Source organism: Deltaproteobacteria bacterium (assembly GCA_026129095.1).
Taxonomy (GTDB): Bacteria; JAGRBM01; JAGRBM01; order JAGRBM01; family JAHCIT01; genus JAHCIT01.
Genome location: JAHCIT010000008.1, coordinates 118,616 through 141,747, shown reverse-complemented (window position 1 = coordinate 141,747; position 23,132 = coordinate 118,616). Strand labels below are relative to the sequence as shown.

Sequence of the window (23,132 nt, the reverse complement as noted above, 5' to 3'; positions counted from 1 at the left end):
CATTCTATACGGAAGGAAGGAACAACGGGACAGGGAAAACAGCTATCCAGCCAGGCGCTTATAGGCTTCTTGCGCGGCCTTGACGGCATCGCCGGGGGTAGGGCCAATGGCCGACAGGTGGCCCATCTTGCGGCCCTTGCGGGGGTTGCTCTTCCCGTAAAGATGCAGGCGGACACCGGGGATGGAGAGAGCGGCGTTGAAATCCGGAGGCCGTTCACCAAGCCACACCTCGCCGAGCAGATTCACAATGGCCGCCGGGCGCAGCACTTCGACGCTCCCCAGAGGAAGATTACAGACGGCGCGCACATGCTGTTCAAACTGGCTCGTGACACACGCCCGCTCGGTCTGGTGAAACGAGTTGTGGGGCCGGGGAGCAAGTTCGTTTACCAGCACTTTGCCGTCTTTCGTTAGAAAGAGCTCCACGACCAGCAGTCCCTCGACCTGCAGGGCGCCGGCAAGGTCGGCGGCGATCTTTACCGCCCCGGTGTTGGTCCGTTCGGGGAGAGGACCGGGCAGTACCGACCAGGCAAGAATGCGGTTCTCGTGATGATTGAGGGCGGGCGGGTAGACGGCGATTTCGCCGCCGGGCCGCCGGGCGACCAGCACGGAAAGCTCGGCTTCCAGGTCGAGTGCCTTTTCGACGACGCAGGGTGCGCTGCCGAGCGTTTCCCACGCGGAGGCGACCTCGGCCTCCTGTTTCACACGCACCTGGCTCCGGCCGTCATAACCGCCCGTGCAGGACTTCACGAAGCAGTCGCCGCCGAGATCCCGAACGGCAGAGGCAAGCTCCATCGCCGACGAGGCGCACCGGAACGGTCCCGACGGGAACCCCTTTCCGGCGATCCAGTTCTTCTGGCGGGCCCTGTCCTGGATGACATGGAGGACTTCCGCGCCGGGGCGGAGCGGGGTGTGGCGGCTCACCGCCTGCAACGCCTCGGCGCCGATCTTTTCGATCTCCAGCGTCACCACATGGCACTTGCTGGCAAGATAGGCCGCCGAAACAGCGTCATCGAAAGGCGCCGTCACGCACAGGTCCGAGACATACCGCGCCGCGCAGTTGGGGTCGGGGTCGAGGATGTGCAGGTGGTAGCCCAGCGATCGGGCGGCCATCGAGGTCATGCGGCCGAGCTGTCCGCCGCCCAGGATTCCGATGATCGAGCCGGGAGGAATCGTTGCGGTCATAGGTCGCGCTGCTTGAGCACTTCGGCCGTGCGGGAGCGCCGCCACTTCCTCAGCCTTTCGCGGTATTCGGGGTATTTCAGGCCGACGATCTCGGTGGCGAGGATGGCGGCGTTGCCGGCGCCCGGCTTTCCGATGGCGAGTGTGCCGACGGGAACCCCTTTCGGCATCTGCACGATCGACATGAGCGCGTCCATCCCGTTCAGGAGCGTCGCCGGGACCGGGACGCCCAGCACGGGGACCAGCGTCTTGGACGCCACCATGCCGGGCAGGTGTGCCGCGCCGCCCGCGCCCGCGATAATCACCATCAGCCCGCGTTTTTCGGCTGACTCGGCGTATTCAAAGAGCCAGTCCGGGGTCCGGTGGGCGGAGACGACCTTCTTTTCGTAGGGGATGCCGAATGCTTCCAGCAGTTCGCAGGCGGGCTCCAGATGCTCCAGATCGCTCCGGCTTCCCATGATAACGGCGACGAGCGGCTGCACGGACTTTTTGCCTGCCTTGCGTGCCATCCTGGTTCCCGCCTCCTTCGCCTTCACACGGAGCTGGCCTCCGCAGCCGCTCCGCCGGAAAGGCGCAAGTATGACCGGCGGGGCGGAATCGTCAAAGGAGGATGTTTTCCCTTCTTCCCCACCACCACAGTCCCAGATTGAACACCAGGGTGATGGCGGCGATCGTGGTACCGAGGTCGATGAGTGGCGGTTCAAAGCGGAGTTTGATTTCGTGGCTGCCGGGCGGGGTCCAGACTGCCAGTTGCCCCCCGTTGGCGGTGAAGACCGGCAGCCTTTCCCCGTCCAGATAGGCATTCCAGCCCGGATAGTAGTTGTCGCGCAGGATGACCGGTCCCGCCGTTTCCCGCTCGATAGCCAGAGTCCATGCGTCCTCGTTCCACCGGACCGCTTCGCACCGGCTCGCAGGCAGGGCGGAACCGGTGGCTGCCGGTGCAGACTGGCCTGCCGGATCGGGAATGGCAGCTGCTGGCGGGGCGGGGTCATGGGGATCGAACGAACCCAGCAGGGCAAACTCCGGCCTGCTGGCGAAGCGGGTCCGGCGGTATCTGTCCAGAAGCGCTTCCGGTGAAGGCGGCACTTCCCACCCGGTTGGACATCGGACCGGGCCGAGGCGATTTCCGTCCGAACACCAGCCCATGCCGGTTCCGGAATCCACCTCGCCGCACTTCCAGCCGGGGGTTTGGCGGGCGGATCCGGACAGGATTCCCCAGACCGGCGCATCCACCAGCGCCGTGTAGTTTCGCCAGTGTGCCGAGCGGATCATCCTGTACATGGTGGCCAGTTCCGAGGAGTTGTAGCCCGTCGGCGTGGAGTAGGGTGTCGCCATCACGCCGTTACCGTAAAGAAGATTCCACATCTGCCGCGAGACATCGGCCGTCTCGCTTCCCTCCCACCGGACGAGGCTGCTCTCGCTGTTGGGGAAAATGCGGGCCGGGACCGGTGTCTCGCTGGCGAGCGCGGGGAAGTCCGCCTCCAGCCGGGCGAGAAGGGCCGGTTTCTCCCGGTAGATGGCCGAATCCCGGACCGGTGCGAGGGGCCGGTTGAGAGCGTAAAGTTCAGCAGTCGTAAAAAGGAGAAGCAGGACGGCCGCGTAAGGCGGTCGAAGCCGGATCGCCAGAAGTAGCGTGACGGCGGCTGCGAGCCAGACCGCGGAGGCCGATTCCAGCGTACGGGTGACGGTGCTGTAAGCCTCCGGGCCCGCTGCCTTTCCGGCAATGCCGTTGATCCAGGGCGAGAGGTTCAGCGTGGAATAGCCCGCAAGGCGAAGGAGCCCGGAAACCGCCACACACACTGCCGGGAGCAGCCACAGGCCGGGGATGCCACACTGCCAAAGCTCGTCAAGGCCACGCGCCGCCAGCACGGCAAGGCCGAGCATCACCCACAGGAGAAGCCGTTCAGGGAACCGGAACTGGCTCCAGAAGGGGAGCCAGTCGTAGAGAATCCGGTAGAAGGGCAGGTAGTCGCCGCAGGACCAAAGATACCCGGCAACTCCCGCTGCTGCCCAGAACCGGACGTGGAACTCTCCCCGCCCGCGCCACAGGCCCAGTGCAGCCAGCGGGATCAGCAGCACGCCGAAGTACGACGACGGCGTGTAAAAACCCTGCCAGCCGGAACGGGCGATGCCGCCCGCCCACCAGCCCGGTTCCTGGAAGGTGAAGCCGAACACGCCCGGCGCGAGCCATTCGATCCACCGGAACGGGTGGAACGACCACTGGGCGGCGAACTCGAAGGAGTTCTGCGCGGCCCGCAGGGTCCGGCCGGAAAGCTCATGCACGGTGAGGAGCCATGGCGCGGCGAGCAGCGCCGCCGTCACGGGGGCCCAGCCGGTCTGGATGGCGCGTCGGATCCTGAGAGCGGCGTCGCCGCCGGTCTTTAATAGCGCCAGAGCCACGCCCGTGATGCTGGCGAGGTAGAACGTCTGGATATCGCCGCTCGTGACGAGGTTCCACATGACGGCGGCGGAGAGGGCGAACCTCGGCCATGACGGGTTTTTCAGGAAAAATCCTGCCGTCGCCAGGTACCAGCCGAGCCACGACCAGCAGTAGAGGAACTGGAGGTTTTCGTGCTTCTGCAGGAATGCGCCGCCGTGGGCGACGGCGAGCGCGGACATGAATGCGGCTGTGCGGCTCCGTCCCAGCCCCCGGAGCCAGACGTAAAAGCCGCCGTGGGCGAGCGCGTAATGTCCGGCGACGAGAAGTCCATAGGCATGAACGGGATCGTCTAGGGCAACGAGGACCATATGCAGCGGGTAGAGCACACCATTCACCGGGTCGGCCCAGAACGGCATCCCGGCCTTCACGGCTTGTGTCCAGAGGGGCCACTCGCCGGAAAGGAGCCGCTCGCGCAGGTAGAGGCGAAGCGGCAGGAAGCTGATGACCGTGTCGCGGAACCAGAACGCACCCGCGCCGTTCCAGATCTGGCTGAAGAAGAGGATGTTCCAGCCCAGGATGGCGGCCGGAACGGCGGCGAGGCGGGCGAGCCGTTGCGGGGTGCCGGGGGATGATTTAACGTCAGTCCGCATCAATATCCTGCTGAACGGTGACTCCCGCCTTGTCCAAACGCCAGACGTCCGGTCCTGAAACCGCCGCCCTTCGTTGCCCGGTGTGCGGTGGCGAGGGCCGGTTCGAGACGGAAGTCCGCGAGCAGGATGCCTGGCTCACGAGCCCGGACCGGTTCCGCCTCTACGCCTGCGGCGCGTGCGGTTCACGGTTCATTGATACCGCCTCGCTGCCGCATCCGCTCGCCCACTACTACCCCGGCGACTACTACGGTAGCAGACAGCAGAAATACCGGGGAGTGTTCCAGCGGCTGTCGGATGCCTTCCGCCGCTGGCGGTTCCATGTGCTGTTTGACCGCATCGGGACGGAAGCCCGCCGGAACAGCAGGGGGAGTAGCGAACTGCCCTCGGTGCTCGACTTCGGCTGCGGGCGTGGCGTCATGCTCGGGTCATTCCGCGAGAACGGCTGGGAGGCGAGGGGCGTAGAGTTCTCCGAGCAGTCGGCGGCGCTGGTCAAGGCCGAGTACGGCGTGGACGTGCTCCACGGACCGGACGCCATCGAGCAGCTCGGGGGGGCGAGGTTCGATCTCATCACCCTGTTTCACGTTCTGGAGCACCTGTCAGATCCCAGGGCCACGGTGCGCAAGCTCGCCCGGCATCTCAGGCCCGGCGGACGGATGGTGATCGAGGTGCCCAACTACTGCCGCCTCCAGCGCGGCCTGTTCGGCCGCTGGTGGTGGCACCTGGACCCGCCCCGCCATCTGGTGCATTTCACGCAAAAGTCGCTCGCGGCGATGCTGGAGAAGATGGGTTTCAGGGTGCGAATCCTCGCCAACTTCTCGGTCGAGTATTCGTTCTTCTGCTTCCTGCAGTCGCTGATGTCGCTCGTCACCCGGCGGCCGAACCGCCTGCATGTCCTCATCCGCTCGACACCGGGCGCGGACGCCCCGGGCCCGGTGGAGTCGGCCCTGACCGTGCTGCTGGCGGCCGTGCTTGCGGTCCCGGCCGCCATCGGTGCCATCGGGGCGTTTTTTCTCGCCCAGGGGGACATTATCCGTGTCGAGGCGCTCCTGCCGGAAGGACGGGAGATTTCCTGAGAGCCCCTGATTGACCGTCAGGCCCGTGCAGTCTGATGGGGCGGGGTGTTCAGGCCGCCGATGGAGCGGCCTCTCCGGCCTCCGTGAACCGGTAGGCCTTCAGCCCGCCATAGATCCCGATGATACCGATCAGGTCGATAATATGCCCCGCGCTGGCGATGATCTGCAGGGCGCCGCCCGCCTTGTAGTGCCCCGCCTTCACCAGCAGGAGCCCGATGAGTTGCACGAGCGCGGCCATGAGCAGGTAGCCGAAAAAGACGGTCGTCCCGATGCTCTTGAACTCGTTGGTGGCGGGCCGCATGTCGAAAAGCACCAGGAACTCGAAAACCATCACGACGAGCATGATCCTGGCAAATAATAGTCCATCTGGCGTGTTGCGCAGCACCCAATCCTCCTGCGAATTGCCGGCGCGCCCTTTTGGAGAAGGCCGCCAGCCAGTGTTGTTCCGGTTCCGGCCACCCTAACCGGATGATGACGCAGACGGCAACCTTCCCCAATTGCGCCATTCCGGCTACTACTCACCCGATGCCCCGGTGGCGAAACTGGTATACGCAGCGGACTTAAAATCCGCAGGCCCTAACCCGGCCGTCCCGGTTCGAGTCCGGGCCGGGGCACCAACCTTTGCCCCTCTCTCCTTTCCCGCCGCCCGGCGGTCGCCTAGGCTTCCCCTGCATGAACGTGGCAAGCGAGCCGCATGGGGGAGATAACGGTATGAAGATCCAGATGGTGCTGCTGGGCGCGGCGGTTTGCGTGCTCATGGTGGCGGGACCGGCGGACGCCCAAGGGTTTCCGAAGCCGGCAGCGAGCTACTCGGCCGATCAGGTCATGGAAACCGAACAGATGTCGATCCAGGGCCGGGTCTACGAGTCAGGCCAGAAATCCCGCATGGAGATGTCGGTCAGCGGCTCCAGCCAGATATCCATCATGCGGAGGGACAGGCAGGTCACCTGGATGCTGATCCCCGACCAGCGGATGTACATGGAGCATGCCTTCGGTACGGCGGAAAGCTCCCCGGACGGGATGGACGACTACCAGGTCGAGTGGACCGACGCTGGCGAGGAGACGATCGACGGTATACCCACGAAGAAGTCCAAGGTTGTCATGACCCACCGGAAGGACGGCACGAAGATGGGCGGCTTCATGTGGATGACGAAGAAGGAGGGGATTCTCCTCAAGATCGACGCCATCGCCGTGGACAAGGACAAGAAACACCGGTTCAGGCGTGAACTGAAGAACCTGAAAGTGGGCCCGCAGCCAGACTCCCTGTTCGAGATACCGCCCGGCTACCAGAAGATGCCCTCTTTTCCCGGCATGACGGGCGGGCAGCCGGGGGCGAGGCCATCAGCAAAACCCGCTGAAGGCGGAGCCGATCCGGCCCAGAAGCGCGGCGGCCGTGAAAAGCGGATGCCGCCGGAATCCCCCTACAGCCAGCCGCCCGCGTCCGGGCAGATGCCGCCCGGTTTCGAAAACCTGCCCCCGGAAATGCAGGAGATGATCCGCAAGCAGATGGAGCAGGCGGGCCAGTAGGCCTCAGGAGACAGAGCGATGAAGATACGGCACACCTTGCTATTGGCAGCCCTGGTTGCAGGCCCGGCGCACGGGCCGGCACGGGCCGATGACCCCTGCGGAGGCGGCAACTGGGACGCGCTCGTGCGAAGCGGTACCGAGGCGGAACGGACTGGCAAGCTCGCTACTGCCTTCCTCTGGTTCCGCTCCGGCGAGATGTGCTCGCCGGTGGCCGCCGCCGGCCTGCGCCGGGTGGGCAAGCGGATCGGGCAGGACGCGGAAAAGGCCGGGCGGCTGATGACCGGAGCGGACCTGTTCAGCCGCCGGGCCGATGCCGAATGCAAACGGGTAACCGGACGTAATGACCCCGCAGTGCCTGACTGCGAGGACGGCGAGCGGCTTTCCCTTCATCCGCAGTCCGGGGCGGTGGCCTGGTATACCGCCTCGCGGAACTGGGCGGATGAGGACCGGGTCCGGATGGAATACATGCGGAAATACGCGAGCACGGTCGAGGACGTGCGGAACCTGAAGAACCATCTGGAAAGCCGGACGGCGCAGCCTGTCGATTCGTACCGTCCGCCGGCAGACTATCTGGAAGAACTCCGGAAGCTGGCGGCAACCCGCGGCGAGGCGGCTCTCGCCCGGGAGGAAACGGAGTTCCAGAAGCCGGGGATCGGCGCGGGCGGGACGCGGGAAGACCGGTCGCTGAAGGCGCTGGAGGATGCCCGCCGCTGGTGGGAACTGTTCGCTGACCGGCGGATTTCGCAGGTGACGGGGAGGGCCGACCAGCGGGGGGATTCGATCGCCGCCGGTGCGGATCATCCCGATCCCATCCAGCACGCGCTCATGTACTACCGGTTTTCAGGCGCGGAGAAGAAGGCGGAAAAGCTGCGGAAGCGGGCCGGGGAACTTGGCGACGCGGCCATGAAAACGGGAGAGGCATCTGTCGCCGCCCGGTTCTACAGCCTTTCAGGCCGCGAAGCAGATGCGGAGAAAGCCGCCCGTTTGGCGGAGCAATCCCTGAAGGAGAAGGCTACTCCGCCGCCCATCAAGAGCGGCGAGGAGCAGAAGAAGTTCCGCGACGAACAGGACGCCCTCGAAAAGGAACTCGGGCTCTGACGGTTTCGCCTCTTAGGACGAGAACTCCTTCAGACCCCACTTCACACCTTCGATGGTCCGCTGGATCATCTCGTCGGTGATGCCGGGGAACAGCGGCAGGCAGATGTGCCGGGCGCAGCCCTCGTCGGCTACCGGGTAGTTCCCCCTGTCCAGGTTCTTGAAGACAGGCTGTTTGTGGAGCGGTTCCTCGTAAACCTCGCCAGTGAGGCCGACGTTGAACTTCTCACGCACGGCCATCTTCATCGCCTTTCGGTCCTTGAGCGGCCGCGCCGGGATGAGCAGGTACTTGTAGTAGTTCGCGGTTCCGCCATCCGGCGTAAGCATGGGCCGCGCCAGCGGGTCATTCCGGAAGGCCGCATCATAGGCCCGGGCGGCGCGCTGGCGCTCGGAGATCATGAACTCCAGCCGGTCCATCTGCTTGAGGCCGATGACGGCGTGGATCTCCGACATGCGCCAGTTATAGCCAAGGCGCGTGTGGGCATTGACGGTGAAGCTGGCCTTCCCCTGGTCGCGGTAGATGAGCGCCTCATTGTAGACGTGCTCGTCATCGGTGGCGATGATGCCGCCCTCGCCGCTGGTCATCACCTTGGTCGGGTAGAACGAGAAACTCGACGCCCGGCCGAAGGCACCCGCCTTTTTTCCCTTGTAGGATGAACCGTGGGCGTGGGCCGCGTCCTCGAACAGCCAGATACCCTTGCTCTTGCAGAAATCGGCAATCTCGTTGATGTGCGGAGTCACGAAGCCGCCGATGTGGACGATCACGACGCCTGCCGTCTTTGGCGTCAGCCGCTTTTCGATCTCCTTGACCGTGAGCGAGTAGTAGTCCGGATCCATGTCGGCCAGGACGGCGTTTCCGCCCGCGTGGATGATTCCCGCCGCAGTGGCGAAAAAGGTATTGGTCGGGCAGATCACGTCCTTGCCCTCGACTCCCATGGCCCTGAGGGGAATTTCAATGGAACTTGTGCCCGAGTTCACGGCGACGGCATATTTCACGCCGCAGTATTCCGCCCAGCGGCGCTCCAGTTCCTTTCCGTGCTTGCCCAGCGTGAGCTGTCCGGAGGCAAGAACCTGATCAATCTGTTCCAGTATCCATTTCCGGTCCTCGTCCGGGAAATAGAGTTTCGCGGCGGGGACGAGCGGCTTGTCGGTAGCGGTGGCAGGGGCGGGTTGTGCTGACATGTGTGTAGGGGTCTCCTTTGGGGATGTTCGGTTTTGCCGTGCCGGAGGCTTTCCGGCGGTCTCAGTCTGGTTTCCAGGTCATTGACATCATGAGGACGCCAATGGCGATAACGCCGACGCCGGCCCAGCGCATGGGCTCGACAATCTCGCCGAGTATCATCCGGGCCAGCATCACGCCAACGATATATTCCATGGCTGTCAGTGGAACGATGAAACTCACCGGAGCGCGGGCGAGCAGGGCCAGGTTCAGGAAGAATGCGACTGCATGGAGCAGCGTGCCAACGATAACGGTGGGCGTTGTGAGCGCCCGGCCGAAGTAGCGGAAGGTTTCCAGAGACAGCCAGTCGTCGTGTGCGCCGAGGGCGACCATTCCCTTGGCCTGCACGACGGGCCCCAGGGCTGCACAGGTCACCGAGATGGCGAGCATGATGAAGATGGTGAGCATGCCGGCTCCTTTCATTCCTCCGGGTCCGGAAAATGCGGATGCACTAGCAGACATCAGCAAACCCCACGGTGCGGATACGCCGTTCCTCGAGGGCGGCGCGTACATGCGGACTGCACAGCGCCGCCAGTTCTTCCTCATGCCGGTAGTCCGGCATGAACCGGTCGATCTCCGGGCATCGCCCGGCCGCCGGGTGCGTATATATCTCCGTAAGGCCGGGGCCAAGGCGCCGGATGATTTCCAGGAGGTAACCTTCCGTGACGCGGCCGGAGTCATAGACGCCAAAAACCTCCTGCGCCGTGCGGAACCCCCCGGCGCGAAGCCGCCTTGCGAGCTGCACCGCCCACGGGGAGATAATGAGCGCCGAGATGATCTTTTCGACGGCATGCCCCGGTGCCGCCTTGAGCGATTTGATGAGCGGCTCCAGCGGCACCCGGATGGCGGGACGGCCGTAGTCGGCCGCCACTTCCAGCAGAGCGTCGAGGACTGCCGGATGGATATGGAAATGGTTGTGCCCGTTCACATGGTCGAGCCTGAGGCCGGTGGCGTGGAAGCGCTCGAACTGGGCGCGGATTTCCCGGCGGAGCTGCTCACGTGCCCGGCGGCTGAAAAAGTATTTGATCCCGGTGCGGATGATCTGTGTGCCAAAGCGGCCTTCACTGTCGACGATGTCGGGGATTTCGGATGGGGGAAGTGTGGCGTTGCCTTCCACCAGAACGAGGTGCAGGCCGACGCGAAGGGAGGGTGTCTCCCGGGCCCGGCTCACGGCATCCGCGAATCCCCGGCCGTTCACCATGAGCGAGGCGGCCGACAGGATCCCCTCCGTGTGGGCGCGGATCATCCCCTCATTGACCACGGGGTCGAGGCCGAAATCGTCCCCGACCACCACCAGCGAGTTCATGCCCGCTCCGATCCTGCCGGGTTTACTGGTGCCGCCGGGGAAGATGCGGGTGATGCGGATGCGCGGTCTGGAATACGCCCCACTTCGACGAGCTTGCCCGCCTCAAGCCGGAACAGCCGGTCCTTCCATGTCGTGTGATTGCGGGTGAGGCTGAGGAACCAGGTCGCCAGTGCGGCAAGATCGCGGAGTGGCAGCATCGGGAGCGCCTTCAGCCCGGTCTGGTCGCGCAAGGTGCCGAGAATAATTCCCGCCGTCAGGAGCCGTATGCCAATGACAGTTCCGAGAAACGCCAGCGCCCAGGACTGGAATCCACTCACGAGCCAGAGCAGCAGTGCAGCCGGAATCCCCTTCAGGAGGATTGTCCAGGCGAATGCTGCCGGCTTGGCGGCACGTGTATTCTGGTCCCAGTATATCTGATGCTCGAACCAGGTCCGGTAGCCGGCGAGGTCCACCGTCGTGTCGGCGACATAAGGGATGATCGATACCCCAAGGCCCAATTCGCCAATCCGGCGTCCCATCTCGAAGTCCTCGACGAGATAGTGGGCCAGGGGCTCGAATCCGCCGATCCGGTCGAGGATCGCCCGCTTGAGGGCTATGGACGCACCCAGGCAGGCATCGCCAAAGCCGAACAGGCTGGCAAAACAGACGTTGGGGATGAACTCCGTATTAAAGGATAAAAGTTCGAGTTTCTCAGGGATCGTCAGGGCGTCGGCCGCCTTGTAGAGCGTGGAGACGGCGCCGGTTTCGGGGTCAGCGAGCGGGCCGGTGATGATTTTCAGGTAACTAGGCCCCACGCGGGTGTCTGCATCCGAGATGACGATGATCTCGCCACTCGCGGCGCGGTAGCAGTTCACGAGATTGTTGATTTTGCCGTTTGGCCCGACCGCATGTGAATCGACCACGTAACGGGCCCGGCCCGGATATTTGCCAACCAGCTTTTTCACTACCGGCAGGACCGGATCATCGTCACGCTGGACGCCGAAGATCACTTCATAGTCGGGGTAGTCCTGCTCAAGAAAAGTCCGGAAGTTCTCCTCGGCGCCCCGTTCGAGCCCGTAGACCGGCTTGAGAATGGAAACTTTTGGCGGAGATATCTTCGCATCCGCGGCCAGTTTCGGCTTCCGGCGGAGAAACAGCCCCGTCGTCACGGCCGATACGAGCCAGTATCCGGAACTTACCACGGCGGGGATGGCCAGCAGGATGTAAAGCAGCGTTTTCAACGAATGGCGCTCTGCAGCGGATACCTTTTCCCTGCAAGCAGATAGGGCCAGAGGCCCGAAAAGGCTGGCCGCTGGTAGCACCGTTCAAAGCCCGTGGTCAAACGGGGAAAAAGTGGAGGAATCAGGCGGATTTAGGCCGCCTCCAGTTGGGCCTACCGCCTTCACCTGTGTAAGCTTTGGCAATACGCCGCATGAAATCGTTTAACCAGACCAAGATCGTCGCCACGCTGGGACCAGCGTCCGGTACCGTGGAGATCATCCGGCAGCTCATCCAGGCCGGGGCGGACGGTTTCCGTCTTAATTTTTCACACGGCGATGGTCCGGCACTGGCGCCGCTGATCGAAGCGGTCCGGCAGGCTGAAAAAACGGCGAAGGCGCACATCCCCATACTGGCCGATATTCAGGGGCCCAAGCTCCGGATTGGCCAGATGCCCAAGGACGGGGTGACGCTCCTCGAAGGCGAGCGGATAACCCTGACCGAACGCCCGGTCGAGGGAAGCGTGCATGAGGTGCACTCTCCCTATGAGTTCCTCACCCGGGACGTGAAGGCGGGGTCGCGCATCCTGCTCGCCGATGGTTCGATCGAACTGATGGCCGAGCGGATCGAGGGACCGGATGTGATCTGCCGGATCATGACCGGCGGCCGGCTGTATTCGAACAAGGGACTTAACCTGCCCGGAACAAGGCTGTCGGTGGAAACCCTGACGGCCAAGGATGAGCGGGATCTGGCTTATGTCGGCAGGAATGGGCTCGACATGGTGGCGATTTCCTTCGTCCGTTCGGCGGCCGACATCCACCGGGCCCGCGAGTTCCTGGGCAATTCCAAGATTCCGGTCATGGCCAAGCTGGAGCGGCCCGAGGCGCTCGACCATCTGGATGAAATCCTGGAAGCCTCCGATGGCGTCATGGTGGCGCGGGGAGATCTTGGCGTGGAACTCGACTTCGAGCGGGTTCCGATACTCCAGAAACGTATCCTGTCGCGGGCGGCCGTGCGCGGAAAGTGGGCGATCGTGGCGACGCAGATGCTGGGCTCGATGGTGCTGAATCACCGCCCGAGCCGTGCCGAGGTCTCGGATGTAGCCAATGCGGTTCTTGACGGCGCCGATGCGGTGATGCTGTCAGAGGAAACAGCTGCGGGGAATCATCCGGTCGAATCGGTGGAGGCGATGGCACGCATTTCCCGCGAGGCTGAAACGGTGACACACACGGCGAGCGTCAGTTTCGAAGCTGACATCATGTCGTTCGCCGCCGGGGCGGCCGGAGCGGCGGTGAGCGCGGCCGAACGTCTCAATGCGAGGGCCATTGTTGCGCTGGCAGGGTCGGGGCTGACGGCGCTGCTCGTCTCCAAATGGAAGCCGCGGCTTCCGATCCTCGCCATGAGCGCCCATGTGCCGACACTCCGGCGCATGAATGTGCTGCGCGGGGTTATTCCGGTGGCGATCGGCGAGCGGGCCGGCATGGAACGCCAGCTTGAGGCAGCCGACCGGTTTCTGGTCCAGGACGGATGGGCAGCACCCGGTGACACGGTGGTCGTAGTGGCGGCAATTCCCCTCGGCGAGGGGAAAGAAACCAACACGATACGCTTCCACAAGGTCCGCGGTGGGAAGTGAATTTCCAGCTTGCCGCCATCGGTTTCCGGCCAGGAAACGACCAGGAGCTTTATACATTGCTGTCAGTTGCAGCCGAGCGGTCCCGGCCCGTCTGGGGCACTTCTGGTGGCGAGCAGCACCGCCTGTGGCTTGACGGGAGCGGCGCGGGAATCGCCGTGCATCTGGAAAAGCGAAGGCTGGTGTGCATGACACCGTGGTTCGAATCCGGGACGGTTTGGCCGGTAGAGGCCGAAGGTGAACTGATCGACGCCGAAACCGTGCACTGGTCAGGCGGAAGGTTCAGGATCAATGCCCCGGCAGGTCCCGTTTCAGGGGTCATCGTCCAGCTCCGGGAGTTCGGTCCATTCCGGCCGGCACTCAAGGCAGGCACCCGGTTTGATCTCAAAATGGCGATAATGGGCGGCGATGTCCGAATTTTTCCGGGTGAAAAGGAGTTTCACGCGGCCCAGCATGAGTTCTGGGGGCCAAATGAGAGGGGCGAGGCATTCGATCTGCCGCCGGATTTTCTCCTGCCAACAGGATCTCTGGGAGAATCCGGGGCCCGGCCCCGCCTTTCGGACATGGCATCGGCATTGATAGCCGGACGGATCGTGGAGCACCGGACGCTCATTAACAGCCTGACTGGCCGCCGGTTTGAATGGGTCCGGATTCAGGCGGCCGGACTGCCGGTTGAGACTGTTTTCTGGAAAAGCCGGGATGGCACAGCGCCTGAACCGGGGCGGATCGCACTTGTACATGGCTGGCTGGCTGGAAAGCCCGAGGGTGTTAATGAAGTGGAGCCGGGACGGCCCGGCTTCTGGAAAAAGGTGGCTGGCCGCTGGCTGTAATCCTGCCGCCAAGCTAAAGAGAAGGCCCGGACGGTGTTAACCCCCAGATGATCGACGCTCTGATCGACTTCCTTCAGAATCAACCGCCCGTCGTTATTCTTACCGTCTTGACGCTGATGCTGGTCTGGTGCGGTATCGGTTCCCCCATTCCGGAAGACGCGCTCGTCATTATTGCCGGCTATGCGGCTTACCATGGGAGCCTGCACCCGGGTTTCGGCGGGCCGAATGCGGCTTACTATCTGGCCATCTTTGGGGTTCTTCCGGGTGTGCTCGGAGGCGATACCCTGACGTACTTCATCGGCCGCCGGTACGGCGAGCGGGTATTCTATCTCCGGGTGGTCCAGAAGTTCGCCCGTCCCGAAAAGGTCGAGCGGGCCAAGCGGTTCTTCGATCGTTGGGGGCACAAGGCGATCCTGTTCGCACGGTTCGCACCGGGGTTCCGGTTCGTGGTGTTCCTGACGGCCGGCATGCTGGGCGTGACGCCCCGGCGGTTTCTGCTTGCCGATGGTCTGGGCGCCTGCATCAGCGTGCCGTTTTTCGTCAGTGTCGGCTATTACTTCGGTCCGGAAATCGATGAGGGCTTTGGTTTCGCCCGGAAAATACAGAACTACATCCTGATAGCGGCGGTTCTGCTTATTGTACTGCTTGTGGTGCGGGCATTCTTTGCCCACCGCGAACTACGGGCAGGACCAGTAGACGAACCGCCTTCGAGCGGGTAATTCTGCCAGTAGACTCTGGTTCGGCTGGCGGGCGTGGTGGCCCGCCTGTATCTGTGTGTGGGAGAATGCAAATGGCGCGTCCGCGTGAAGGGGAGCTGGCTCCCCGGTTTGAAGGCGTGTCTGGTGATGGCCAGCGCGTATCGCTCGACGAACTGCTGAAAAACGGTCCTGTGATGGTCGTGTTCTATCCGAAAGACGAAACGGCCGTATGCACGGCCCAGCTCTGCGACTACCGGGACCAGTACGGCGAGTTCCGGAAGCTCGGGGTCCAGATCGTCGGCGTCAGTGGTGGATCGGCAAGTTCCAAGGACAAGTTCTCGCAGAAACACCATTTCCCGTTCCCGCTGCTTGCCGACGAGGATGGCCGGATAGCCAAGGCCTACGGCATGCGGAACTTTCTTGGCATGACCGACCGGGGCAACTTCCTCGTTGGCCGTGACGGGAAGCTGGTCTACGCCCACAAGGAAACCCTCCCGGTGTTCCGGCGGAAGAGCGACGAACTGCTGGACGTCGCCCGCCGGCATTTTGCGGCCTCCTGAATCAACGGACCTGATGAATGACGGATAGCTCCACTGCCGTACCGGCCACAGCAGCCAGCCGACTGATCGGCCCGCTCGTTCGCGGTGCGGCCAGAACACTTGGACTGGTCCCTGCTTCCGGTGAGTTCCGGATGCTGATGGCTGGCGCGATAGCTGCGGCGGCGGCCCGGGCCTTTGGGAAGGCGCTGCCCGAGAAGCCGGAAACCTCCGGTCAGTTCATCGCCCGGCGCATCGAAAAGTCGGTCTTTGCCAGCATCGCGAGTGCCGGCGATCCGCTGGACCGTCTGTTTCGGGCCGGACGGCTGTATGAAGCAGCCCTTCAGGCAACTGATCAAGATGGACGCAGGTCCGGCGGGAGCTACTTCACTCCGGTGGTGGTCGCCCGCCACGCGGCGCTTGAGGCGGCCGCCGGACGGGAGCGTTCGACCTTCCTCGACCCTGCCTGCGGAACTGGCAACCTGCTGGCGGCACTGGTTCTCCTTGGCCGTATCCCCGCGGCCCGTCTGGTTGGACGGGAACTGGATCCGGCGGCGGCGTTCCTCGCGCGAACGAACCTCTGGCTTGCCGCGGGCGGGCGGCCAATGGACTGGGAACGTATCTGCCTCCAGGTGGACTCGGGAGATTCACTGCAAACCCCGGTGATTGCGGCAGACGTGATGGTAACGAATCCTCCTTTCGTCCGGGGCGTTGCGGATCACGGAGAGAAAGTTCTCGCAGAGCGGGAAGTTCTGCGGCAAAGGTTCCCCCTGCTTCGTGGCCCGTTTGACCTCGCTGCGGCATTCTGGGCGCTGGGCGAGGAGATGTGCTGCAGCCGCACGGTGCTGATCGTTCCCAACCGCCTTCTGTCGGCTGGATATACCGCCAGGCTGAGGGACGCGGCCATCCGGCGGAGAGACTCGGTCCGCTTGAGGGATTTCAGCAGGGAAAAGCCTTTCGCCTCCGTGTCGGTGTATCCCGTGGTGCTGACCCTGGATCGCGACCGCCGGGGTGAGGGCCGGACATCCAATGGCCAGCCGTCGGGAATGTTCCACTGGCAGACGCGTCTGCTTGAAGGGCGGAGCTGGGGCGCTGCCCTGTCCGCCTCGGCGATGGAACTGCTCGAAGCCGGACCTGTGCGGCTTTGCGACATTGCCACCGTTCATGCAGGCCAGACGACGGGTGAGGCCTATGCGCTCCGTCCGCATGTAGGCGAGGCCGGGGATTATCATCTGGTGACGGCGGGTGCGATTGAGCCCCACCGGATCAGGCAGAGCGGGCGGCAACGGTTCCTCGGCAGGGAGATGGAGCATCCGCGGATTCCAGCCGGTGCTCTCAGTGAGCGCCGGCGCCTGGTAGCCGGATCGCCCAAACTTCTCGTAAGTGGCATGGGCCGCAAGGTTGAGGCGGCGCTTGATCTGGACGGCGCAGCTGCTCCTGCCGTGAGCGTGTTTGTGGTCCAGCCCCGTGAGGGGACCGGTATCGGTCTGGGCGCGCTGTCGGCGCTCCTCAATTCACGGACCATCGAGGGGATATTCAGGGAACTGTACGGATCGCAGACGATGTCCGGCGGATACATATCCCTGACCAAAGCCGCACTGGAAGAGTTGCCGGTTGCGCTTGAACTCGATCCTGCGCGCTTCGGACGCCTGGATGCGATCGGCTATGCGCTGCACGAGATCCCGGATTCGATGGAGCTTCTGGAAGAGGCGGAGGAACTGGTGCTCGGCCTGTTCCGCAAGGGCCAGGTGGCGAACCGTATCGTGCGCGCAGGCAGGCCCTGAACCCGGCATCGCTGGAATCCCGCCCGCCTCACTTCCCCCGCATCTTCTCCCAGCGCTCTGACCTGAAAAACGAGCAGGAAACCAGGGTCGGCGTTCCGGCCGAAGTACGCTTCCAGTAGTTTCCGGTAGCAGACCGTTCGGGCGGTGTGGTCATCCGGTAATCCCGCACATGGATGCGCAGCGCCCTCGGGCGTTCTCCGGGCGCAAGGTGGAGCGTATCGAACACCGGAGCCACCCGGTCGGGATCAAGGCATATCTTTTCCAGCAGATAGGCGAACCATGGCTCGGAAACCGGTGGCCGCGCCCCCAGTGCGAGAAACCAGTGCTGGAACGGAATCCGGGGATGATGCGGGGCGAGAAACTCCGGCCGCCAGTCGGGGCGGGTGGCCTGGTGCCGGAAGGAGACGGGATACCATCCGTCGCCGGCAGTCTGGATCTCGATCTCGGTGGTCGGCCGGGTCAATGTCACGTCGGCAAAGAGATGGTAGTTGTTGACGACCCGCCAGGAACGCAGGAAGGAACCGAAAGTTTCCGGCAGCACGGGGATTTTCTCGTGCATGGCTTCGATCCCCCGGCTCACGAAACGCAAATTCGACTGCAGGCCGGCCAGCATCATCACGGAGGCTCCGGCCATCACCGCCATCCGCCGGATACCCCGGCGGATGGTGGCAGTGCGGGGTGCGTGAGGCCAGAGCATTGAGAGCAGCGGCAGGGCACGGGTGACGAGCTTCCGGGTCCAGCGCCAGTCGCGGTCATCGAGAATGAACAGGCACAGGAGCGCCGACTGGTAGTTGAAAGACCCGTAGTTGGCGGTGGCGACGATCACCGCCTGAAGGCCCACCGACAGGACAAACGCAAGCCTGCGCGCCACGGCGGGGCCGAACAGCAGGAGTGGCACGGCCAGTTCGGCCACGTAGGTCATCCACTGTTCGAAGCGGTGGAAACCATGCGGCAGCTGATGCGCCCACCAGCCGAGGATTGTCGGGATCGGGGCTGTTTCGTAGTAATGGTCCATGGCTATCCACTCGTGCCATGAACTGGTACCGCCCTGGAGCTTGGCAACACCGCTTTCAAACAGCAGCCGGAACAGGAAAAACCGGAAGAGGAAGATCACCAGCCGGTTTGCCTCTTTGCCGCTCCGGATAGAGGGGAGGAGGAACGACAAGAAGGTCGCCTCCAGAACGAGGTTGTCCCACTGGAAGGTGAAGAACCGCTGTCCGGCGGTGACGACCGACAGGTAGCAGGCCAGATGCACCGCCAGGGCAAGGTGTGTGAGCCGACCGGCAAGGAGGCACAGGGAGGCGGCGAGACCCATGCAAACAACGAGATGAATGGCGAAGTCCGATGTTCCCGTCCACCAGAAGAGGCTTGGAGCATCCATGAACGGGTTCAGTCCCGCATCCCGCAGGCGGTCCAGGTAGATACCGGCAGGGAGCAGGCCATTGGGGCCGATCAGCAGGCTGATTTGTGAAAGTTGCGACAGGTAAACGCAGGTCATCAGGGCGCCAAACCCTCGCAGGTAGAGACGTGGACTCCAGTAGTGCCGTGAAGGAAGCGAGGGGCTGGCGGCGGGTTTCATCGTGTGCCGTGCAGCATAGCGCTACGGCAGCCAGATGCCGAAGGGGCTCAGTTCTCCTGGGGAGAGCCGGTGCGGGGTGCGGGGATGGAGGCGCTGTTCTTTTTGTGAAACAGCCGGGCGGTCAGCCGTTCCTTGATCCGGTCAGAGACCAGATAGAAGGAAGGAACGACGACGAGACTGAGCAGCGTCGAGACGAAAATGCCACCCAGCACCGAGATCGCCATGGGGCTGCGGACTTCCGATCCGGCGCCAAGCTGAAGCGCCACGGGGACCGATGCCATCATGGTCGTGACCGAGGTCATGATGATCGGCCGGAACCGGACGCTCCCGGCGAGTTTCAGCGCCTCCAGCGTGCTGAGTCCGCGTTCGCGGGCCTGCTTGGTATAGTCCACGAGAATAATGGAGTTCTTTTTCACCAGTCCCATCAGCAGCAAGAGGCCGATCATGCTGAAGATGTTGAGACTCTTGCCCGCGATCCACAGGGCGGCCGCCGCACCCGTGACCGACAGGGGCAGGATGGTAAGAACCGTCACCGGGTCGAGGAACGAATTGTACTGCGAGGCCAGAATCATGTAGGCGACGAGGACGCCCAGAACGAGTGCGAATATCAGGCTTCCCATCGACTCCTGGAATGCGACACTCGAACCGCCAAGCACCAGCGAATAGCCCGGCGGCATTGTCTTGCGGAGCGTTTCGACATGGGCGATGGCATCCTTCTGGGAATGCCCCGGTGCGATATTGGCGAACAGGGTGATGGCCCGTTCGCGGTCCTTGCGGGTGATCGCCTGGAGGGCCGGGACTTCCCGGGTGGTGACCACGGACGAAAGCGGAACCAGCGCGCCGCTGCCGGTACGGACCTTGAGGCGTGCCAGATCTTCCGGACGCGAACGCTGGCCAGCCATGAGCCGGAGGCGGACGTCCAGCCGGCGGCCGCCGGCGTTGTACTTGCCTACCCGCAGCCCGCCCACCAGGGCATTGACCGCGGTGGCAACCCGTTCGACGGGAATCCCCAGGTCGGCGGCACGCGCACGGTCGGGAATCACCCGGAGTTCCGGCATCCCGAGCTGGTAATCGGTGTCGAGGTCGATCACGAGGCCGCTCGCAGCCATCTGGCCTTGGACATCGGTACTCAGCTCGACGAGCTTGTCCCAGTCGGGGCCGCGCACGGAAAACTCTACGGGAAATCCGCGCTGGGCCGTGAAGCCTGACTGGGAAAGATCCTGCACGACCGCTTTCAGTCCGGCATAGGAGTTGAGTTCCTTGCGCAGGACGGCGGCAAACCCGTTCTGGGTGAGCTTGCGCTTGTTTGGCGGAACCAGCGTGACGAACATGACGCCGGTATTGACCGAGCCACCCCCGAATCCGCCGACGACGGCGAAGGCACGGGCGACCTCGGGCTGTGCATTCACGAAAGCCTCGGCCCGCTGGAACATCCGGTCGGTTTCAGTGATGTCGGAACCGACGGCCGTCTGAAGGCGCACCAGCAGCCGGCTCTGGTCCTGTGACGGCACGAACTCGCCGGGCAACTGCTGGTAAACGAACAGGCTTCCGGCGAACAGGAATGCGGCTCCGGCGAGTACGGGTACCGGCCGCTTCAGGGCCCAGTCGAGGGCCCTGGTATAGACCTTCGCACTCCGGTCCAGCACATGATCCACGGCTTTGCCGACCCGGCTCCGGTCCTCGCGGGAAGTGTTGAGAAACTGGGCGCACCGGGCGGGAGCCAGCGTGATGGCTTCGACGTACGACAGCAGCACAGCGGCACAGAGTGTCACGCCGAACTGGATGAAAAACTTGCCGATCACTCCGCCCATGAAAACGACCGGCAGGAAAATGGCCACAACGGCGAGGGTGGCCGCCAGCGCCGCGAACTTGATCTCGTCGGTCCCCTCGCGGGCGGCCGTTACCCGGTCAGCGCCTTCTTCTGACCGCCGGACGATATTTTCCAGTATCATGATTGCATCGTCCACGACGATGCCGACGGCGAGCCCGAGCCCAAGCAGGGTAAATGTGTTCAGTGTAAATCCGCAGAAATAGACGATGGCAATGGTCCCCATGAGTGACATGGGGATGGCGAGAATCACATTGATCGTTGTGGAGACAGAACCCAGGAACAGCCAGCAGACAAATGCCGTGAGGATGACGGCAAGGATCAGCTCGAAACGGATTTCGTGCACCGATTCCTCGATGAACCGGGTCGAATCGAAGGAGATGCCGAGGTTCATTCCCTCGGGAAGCGTGGGCCGGATCCTGTCGAGTTCTGCCCGGATCGCACTGGCCACGGCAACCGCATTGGTGCCACGCTGCTTGCGCAGGCCAAGCGACTGGGCCGGGACACCGCCTACGCGGGCGATGCGCCGGATATCCTCGAAGCCATCCTCGACCAGCGCCACGTCCGACAGGTAAACCGGCCCGCCCGGAGTCTGGGCGATGACGATATGGCGGAATGCCTCCAGATCAAGGGCTTCGCCCATGACACGGACGTTGATCTCCCGTCCTTCGGTCTCGATCCTCCCGGCGGGAAGTTCCACATGCTCGCGGCCGATGGCATCAATCACCTCGGTGACCGTCACTGCCTTTTCATCCAGCCGGGCAGCATCCACCCAGATACGGATGTTCCGTTCTAGGAACCCGCCCAGGGTGATTTCTCCGACTCCGGGGATCGTTTGGAGCCGTTCTTTGAGCCGGTAGCGCACATAGTCGGCAAGCATCTGCGGGGAGTAGGGGCCAGAAAGGGCCACCCACATGATTGGCTGGTCTTCGGGATTGGATTTGGAGATGACCGGCGGGTCGATTTCGCGCGGGAGCCGGCGCTGGGCAGCAACGACCTTCGACTGGACCTCCTGCATGGCGACATCGACGTCGCGGGCCAGGTCGAGTTCGATGGAAATTGAGGCCGAACCCTGCCGCGAACTGGAGGAGATCGACCGGACGCCTTCGACCTGGACCAGGGCTTCTTCGAGAATCTCGACAACGTCGTTTTCGACCGCCTCGGGCGCGGCCCCTTCCCAGGTCACGGAAACCGAGATATTCGGGAAGTCCACGTCCGGGAACTGGCTGATTCCGATCCGGGTGGCCGCCACAATGCCGAACACCACCGTGGACGCCATGATCATCCACGCGAGTACCGGCTTGCGGATGCAGACTTCGGTGATGTTCATGGCCTAGAGGTTTTCTTTGGCAGGGGCGGGTGTACCGGTGCCGGCCGGGGGTGCCGGCTGTTCGACGGAAACGGTTACGCCGTCACGGAGGGCCTCCGATCCGCGGATCACGACCATCTCTCCCGGCTTCACGCCGGAGCGAACTTCAACCCATCCGTCCGGCGTGCGAAGCCCCAGGGTAAGGAGCCGTTCACGGGCGGTATTGCCGTCCTCGACCACGAATCCGAGGAAGCCTCGTGCCGTGGGCCGGATCGCCGTTTGCGGGATGACCGGCATGGGCTGGGGAGCGGCCACGGGGACGGTGATTTCGGCAAAGGCGCCGGGACGGAGTTGATCGCGTTTCGCATCGGTCACGCGGGCTATCACGGCTGTCATTCGTGTCGTTTCATCGGCCTTGGTTGCGACATGCACAAGGACCGCTTCGAACCGGTAGCTGTTGTCGCGGACGCTGAACGTGGCTGTCATTTCCGGACGAAGGTGGCCCGCATCCTGTTCCGGAACCTGGAACCGGAGGAGCAGCGGATCCCGCCGGATCAGCGTGGACAGCACCTGTCCGAACTTCACGTACTGTCCGGTCTGGACCGACCGGGTTTCGATGGTTCCGCTGTGGGGGGCCCGGACATGCGAGTCACGGTACTTGAGTTCCGCCAGTTCCGCATTGGCCCGGGCCGCCATGGCAGCAGCTTTTCTGGATTCCGCTTCCCGGCGAAGACTGTCCAGGTCGTCCTCAGAGATGATATCCGGTGCCGTTTCCTTCAGTTCCAGCCGCCGGGCGTACATGCTTTCGGCCGTCTGGTATTCGACCTGTGCCCGGTCGAATTCGGCGCGGGCCGCTTGCGCGGCGAGCCGGTAGCGCTGGGGTTCAACCTCAACCAGCACCTGACCCTCTTTCACGGTGTCACCCTCGGTGAACAGCACCTTTTCCACGACGCCTTCGACCTTGGAAGTCGCTTCCACCTGCTCGAAGGCATCCACCGAGCCCACGGCAAAGATTGAATACTGGACATCCCGGGCCTCCACCCGGATTGCCTCGACCGGGTAGGTGACACCTTGCGGGCCCTTCTGGGTCGTGCTGTCACCACCCTTGCAACCGCCAAGGAGGACAACCGGGAGCGCCAGAAGGCCCAGTACGCGAATCGTTCCCCGGAGGTGCCTGACCGGGTTTCCTGCTGATGGTGTTTCTGCGCGCGGCAAGGGGGGCTCCTGCGGACAGTCGCTAAGGGCTGGAAAGGAAAGGCCAAATGCCGGTTTCAGCTATTTGGACTTCAGTACAGGGAACGTTTTTCACAGC

General features: G+C 63.7%; 19 protein-coding genes and 1 tRNA gene. 9 read left to right on the top strand and 11 right to left on the bottom strand.

Annotation, left to right across the window (positions count from 1 at the left end):
* Nucleotides 1–42: 42 nt before the first annotated feature.
* The 3 genes from purK to KIT79_12415 form a co-directional block, all read right to left on the bottom strand.
* Complete coding sequence (purK, locus tag KIT79_12425) at nt 43–1,182, bottom strand: 5-(carboxyamino)imidazole ribonucleotide synthase (GenBank protein MCW5830106.1); 1,140 nt, start codon at nt 1,180–1,182, stop codon at nt 43–45.
* Nucleotides 1,179–1,637, bottom strand: coding sequence for a 5-(carboxyamino)imidazole ribonucleotide mutase (gene purE, locus KIT79_12420; protein MCW5830105.1), 459 nt, complete (start codon nt 1,635–1,637; stop codon nt 1,179–1,181). Before purE ends, purK begins: the two co-directional genes overlap by 4 nt.
* 142 nt (nt 1,638–1,779) lie before the next feature.
* Nucleotides 1,780–4,209, bottom strand: a complete 2,430-nt coding sequence (locus KIT79_12415) for a hypothetical protein (protein ID MCW5830104.1) — start codon at nt 4,207–4,209, stop codon at nt 1,780–1,782.
* Between the two features lie 29 nt (nt 4,210–4,238).
* Here KIT79_12415 and KIT79_12410 point away from each other — a divergent pair, with 29 nt between their 5' ends.
* Nucleotides 4,239–5,282 (top strand): class I SAM-dependent methyltransferase, encoded by a 1,044-nt coding sequence (locus tag KIT79_12410; protein ID MCW5830103.1) that lies wholly within the window; start codon nt 4,239–4,241, stop codon nt 5,280–5,282.
* Nucleotides 5,283–5,331: 49 nt separating this feature from the next.
* On the opposite strand, the gene KIT79_12405 is transcribed toward KIT79_12410, so the two are convergent.
* Complete coding sequence (locus tag KIT79_12405; GenBank protein MCW5830102.1) at nt 5,332–5,667, bottom strand: hypothetical protein; 336 nt, start codon at nt 5,665–5,667, stop codon at nt 5,332–5,334.
* 142 nt (nt 5,668–5,809) lie between these two features.
* On the opposite strand from KIT79_12405, the gene KIT79_12400 reads away from it, so the two are divergent.
* The 3 genes from KIT79_12400 (at nt 5,810) to KIT79_12390 (ending at nt 7,907) form a co-directional block, all read left to right on the top strand.
* A tRNA-Leu gene (locus KIT79_12400) sits at nt 5,810–5,899 on the top strand.
* Nucleotides 5,900–5,993: 94 nt separating this feature from the next.
* A complete protein-coding gene (locus KIT79_12395) occupies nt 5,994–6,809 on the top strand; it encodes a DUF4412 domain-containing protein (GenBank protein MCW5830101.1) in 816 nt (271 codons plus the stop codon).
* Between the two features lie 18 nt (nt 6,810–6,827).
* Nucleotides 6,828–7,907 (top strand): hypothetical protein, encoded by a 1,080-nt coding sequence (locus tag KIT79_12390; GenBank protein ID MCW5830100.1) that lies wholly within the window; start codon nt 6,828–6,830, stop codon nt 7,905–7,907.
* A gap of 12 nt (nt 7,908–7,919) precedes the next feature.
* Here KIT79_12390 and KIT79_12385 read toward each other — a convergent pair whose 3' ends face one another.
* The 4 genes from KIT79_12385 to KIT79_12370 form a co-directional block, all read right to left on the bottom strand.
* Entirely contained in the window at nt 7,920–9,086 is a 1,167-nt protein-coding gene (locus tag KIT79_12385; GenBank protein ID MCW5830099.1) for a DegT/DnrJ/EryC1/StrS family aminotransferase, read from the bottom strand.
* A 61-nt stretch (nt 9,087–9,147) separates the two neighbouring features.
* Nucleotides 9,148–9,531 carry an EamA family transporter gene (locus KIT79_12380; protein MCW5830098.1) on the bottom strand — a complete coding sequence of 128 codons (384 nt, stop codon included), beginning with the start codon at nt 9,529–9,531 and terminating at the stop codon, nt 9,148–9,150.
* A 43-nt stretch (nt 9,532–9,574) separates the two neighbouring features.
* Nucleotides 9,575–10,429 carry a hopanoid biosynthesis-associated protein HpnK gene (gene hpnK / locus KIT79_12375; GenBank protein ID MCW5830097.1) on the bottom strand — a complete coding sequence of 285 codons (855 nt, stop codon included), beginning with the start codon at nt 10,427–10,429 and terminating at the stop codon, nt 9,575–9,577.
* A complete protein-coding gene (locus KIT79_12370) occupies nt 10,426–11,649 on the bottom strand; it encodes a glycosyltransferase (GenBank protein ID MCW5830096.1) in 1,224 nt (407 codons plus the stop codon). The genes hpnK and KIT79_12370 overlap by 4 nt, the downstream gene beginning before the upstream one ends.
* Before the next feature lie 191 nt (nt 11,650–11,840).
* Here KIT79_12370 and pyk point away from each other — a divergent pair, with 191 nt between their 5' ends.
* From pyk to KIT79_12345, 5 genes are all read left to right on the top strand, one after another.
* Nucleotides 11,841–13,259 carry a pyruvate kinase gene (pyk, locus tag KIT79_12365; GenBank protein ID MCW5830095.1) on the top strand — a complete coding sequence of 473 codons (1,419 nt, stop codon included), beginning with the start codon at nt 11,841–11,843 and terminating at the stop codon, nt 13,257–13,259.
* Nucleotides 13,256–14,086 carry a hypothetical protein gene (locus KIT79_12360; protein ID MCW5830094.1) on the top strand — a complete coding sequence of 277 codons (831 nt, stop codon included), beginning with the start codon at nt 13,256–13,258 and terminating at the stop codon, nt 14,084–14,086. The genes pyk and KIT79_12360 overlap by 4 nt, the downstream gene beginning before the upstream one ends.
* Before the next feature lie 47 nt (nt 14,087–14,133).
* A complete protein-coding gene (locus tag KIT79_12355; protein MCW5830093.1) occupies nt 14,134–14,805 on the top strand; it encodes a DedA family protein in 672 nt (223 codons plus the stop codon).
* Nucleotides 14,806–14,876: 71 nt separating this feature from the next.
* Complete coding sequence (locus KIT79_12350) at nt 14,877–15,344, top strand: peroxiredoxin (protein MCW5830092.1); 468 nt, start codon at nt 14,877–14,879, stop codon at nt 15,342–15,344.
* Nucleotides 15,345–15,361: 17 nt separating this feature from the next.
* On the top strand, nt 15,362–17,104 hold the full coding sequence (locus tag KIT79_12345; protein MCW5830091.1) for an N-6 DNA methylase: 1,743 nt from the start codon (nt 15,362–15,364) through the stop codon (nt 17,102–17,104).
* Between the two features lie 28 nt (nt 17,105–17,132).
* On the opposite strand, the gene KIT79_12340 is transcribed toward KIT79_12345, so the two are convergent.
* From KIT79_12340 to KIT79_12330, 3 genes are read right to left on the bottom strand one after another with little or no spacing between them, the layout of a single operon-like run.
* Nucleotides 17,133–18,683, bottom strand: a complete 1,551-nt coding sequence (locus KIT79_12340; protein ID MCW5830090.1) for a lipase maturation factor family protein — start codon at nt 18,681–18,683, stop codon at nt 17,133–17,135.
* 47 nt (nt 18,684–18,730) lie between these two features.
* Nucleotides 18,731–21,841, bottom strand: coding sequence for an efflux RND transporter permease subunit (locus KIT79_12335; protein ID MCW5830089.1), 3,111 nt, complete (start codon nt 21,839–21,841; stop codon nt 18,731–18,733).
* 3 nt (nt 21,842–21,844) lie between these two features.
* On the bottom strand, nt 21,845–23,035 hold the full coding sequence (locus KIT79_12330; protein MCW5830088.1) for an efflux RND transporter periplasmic adaptor subunit: 1,191 nt from the start codon (nt 23,033–23,035) through the stop codon (nt 21,845–21,847).
* Nucleotides 23,036–23,132 lie beyond the last annotated feature (97 nt).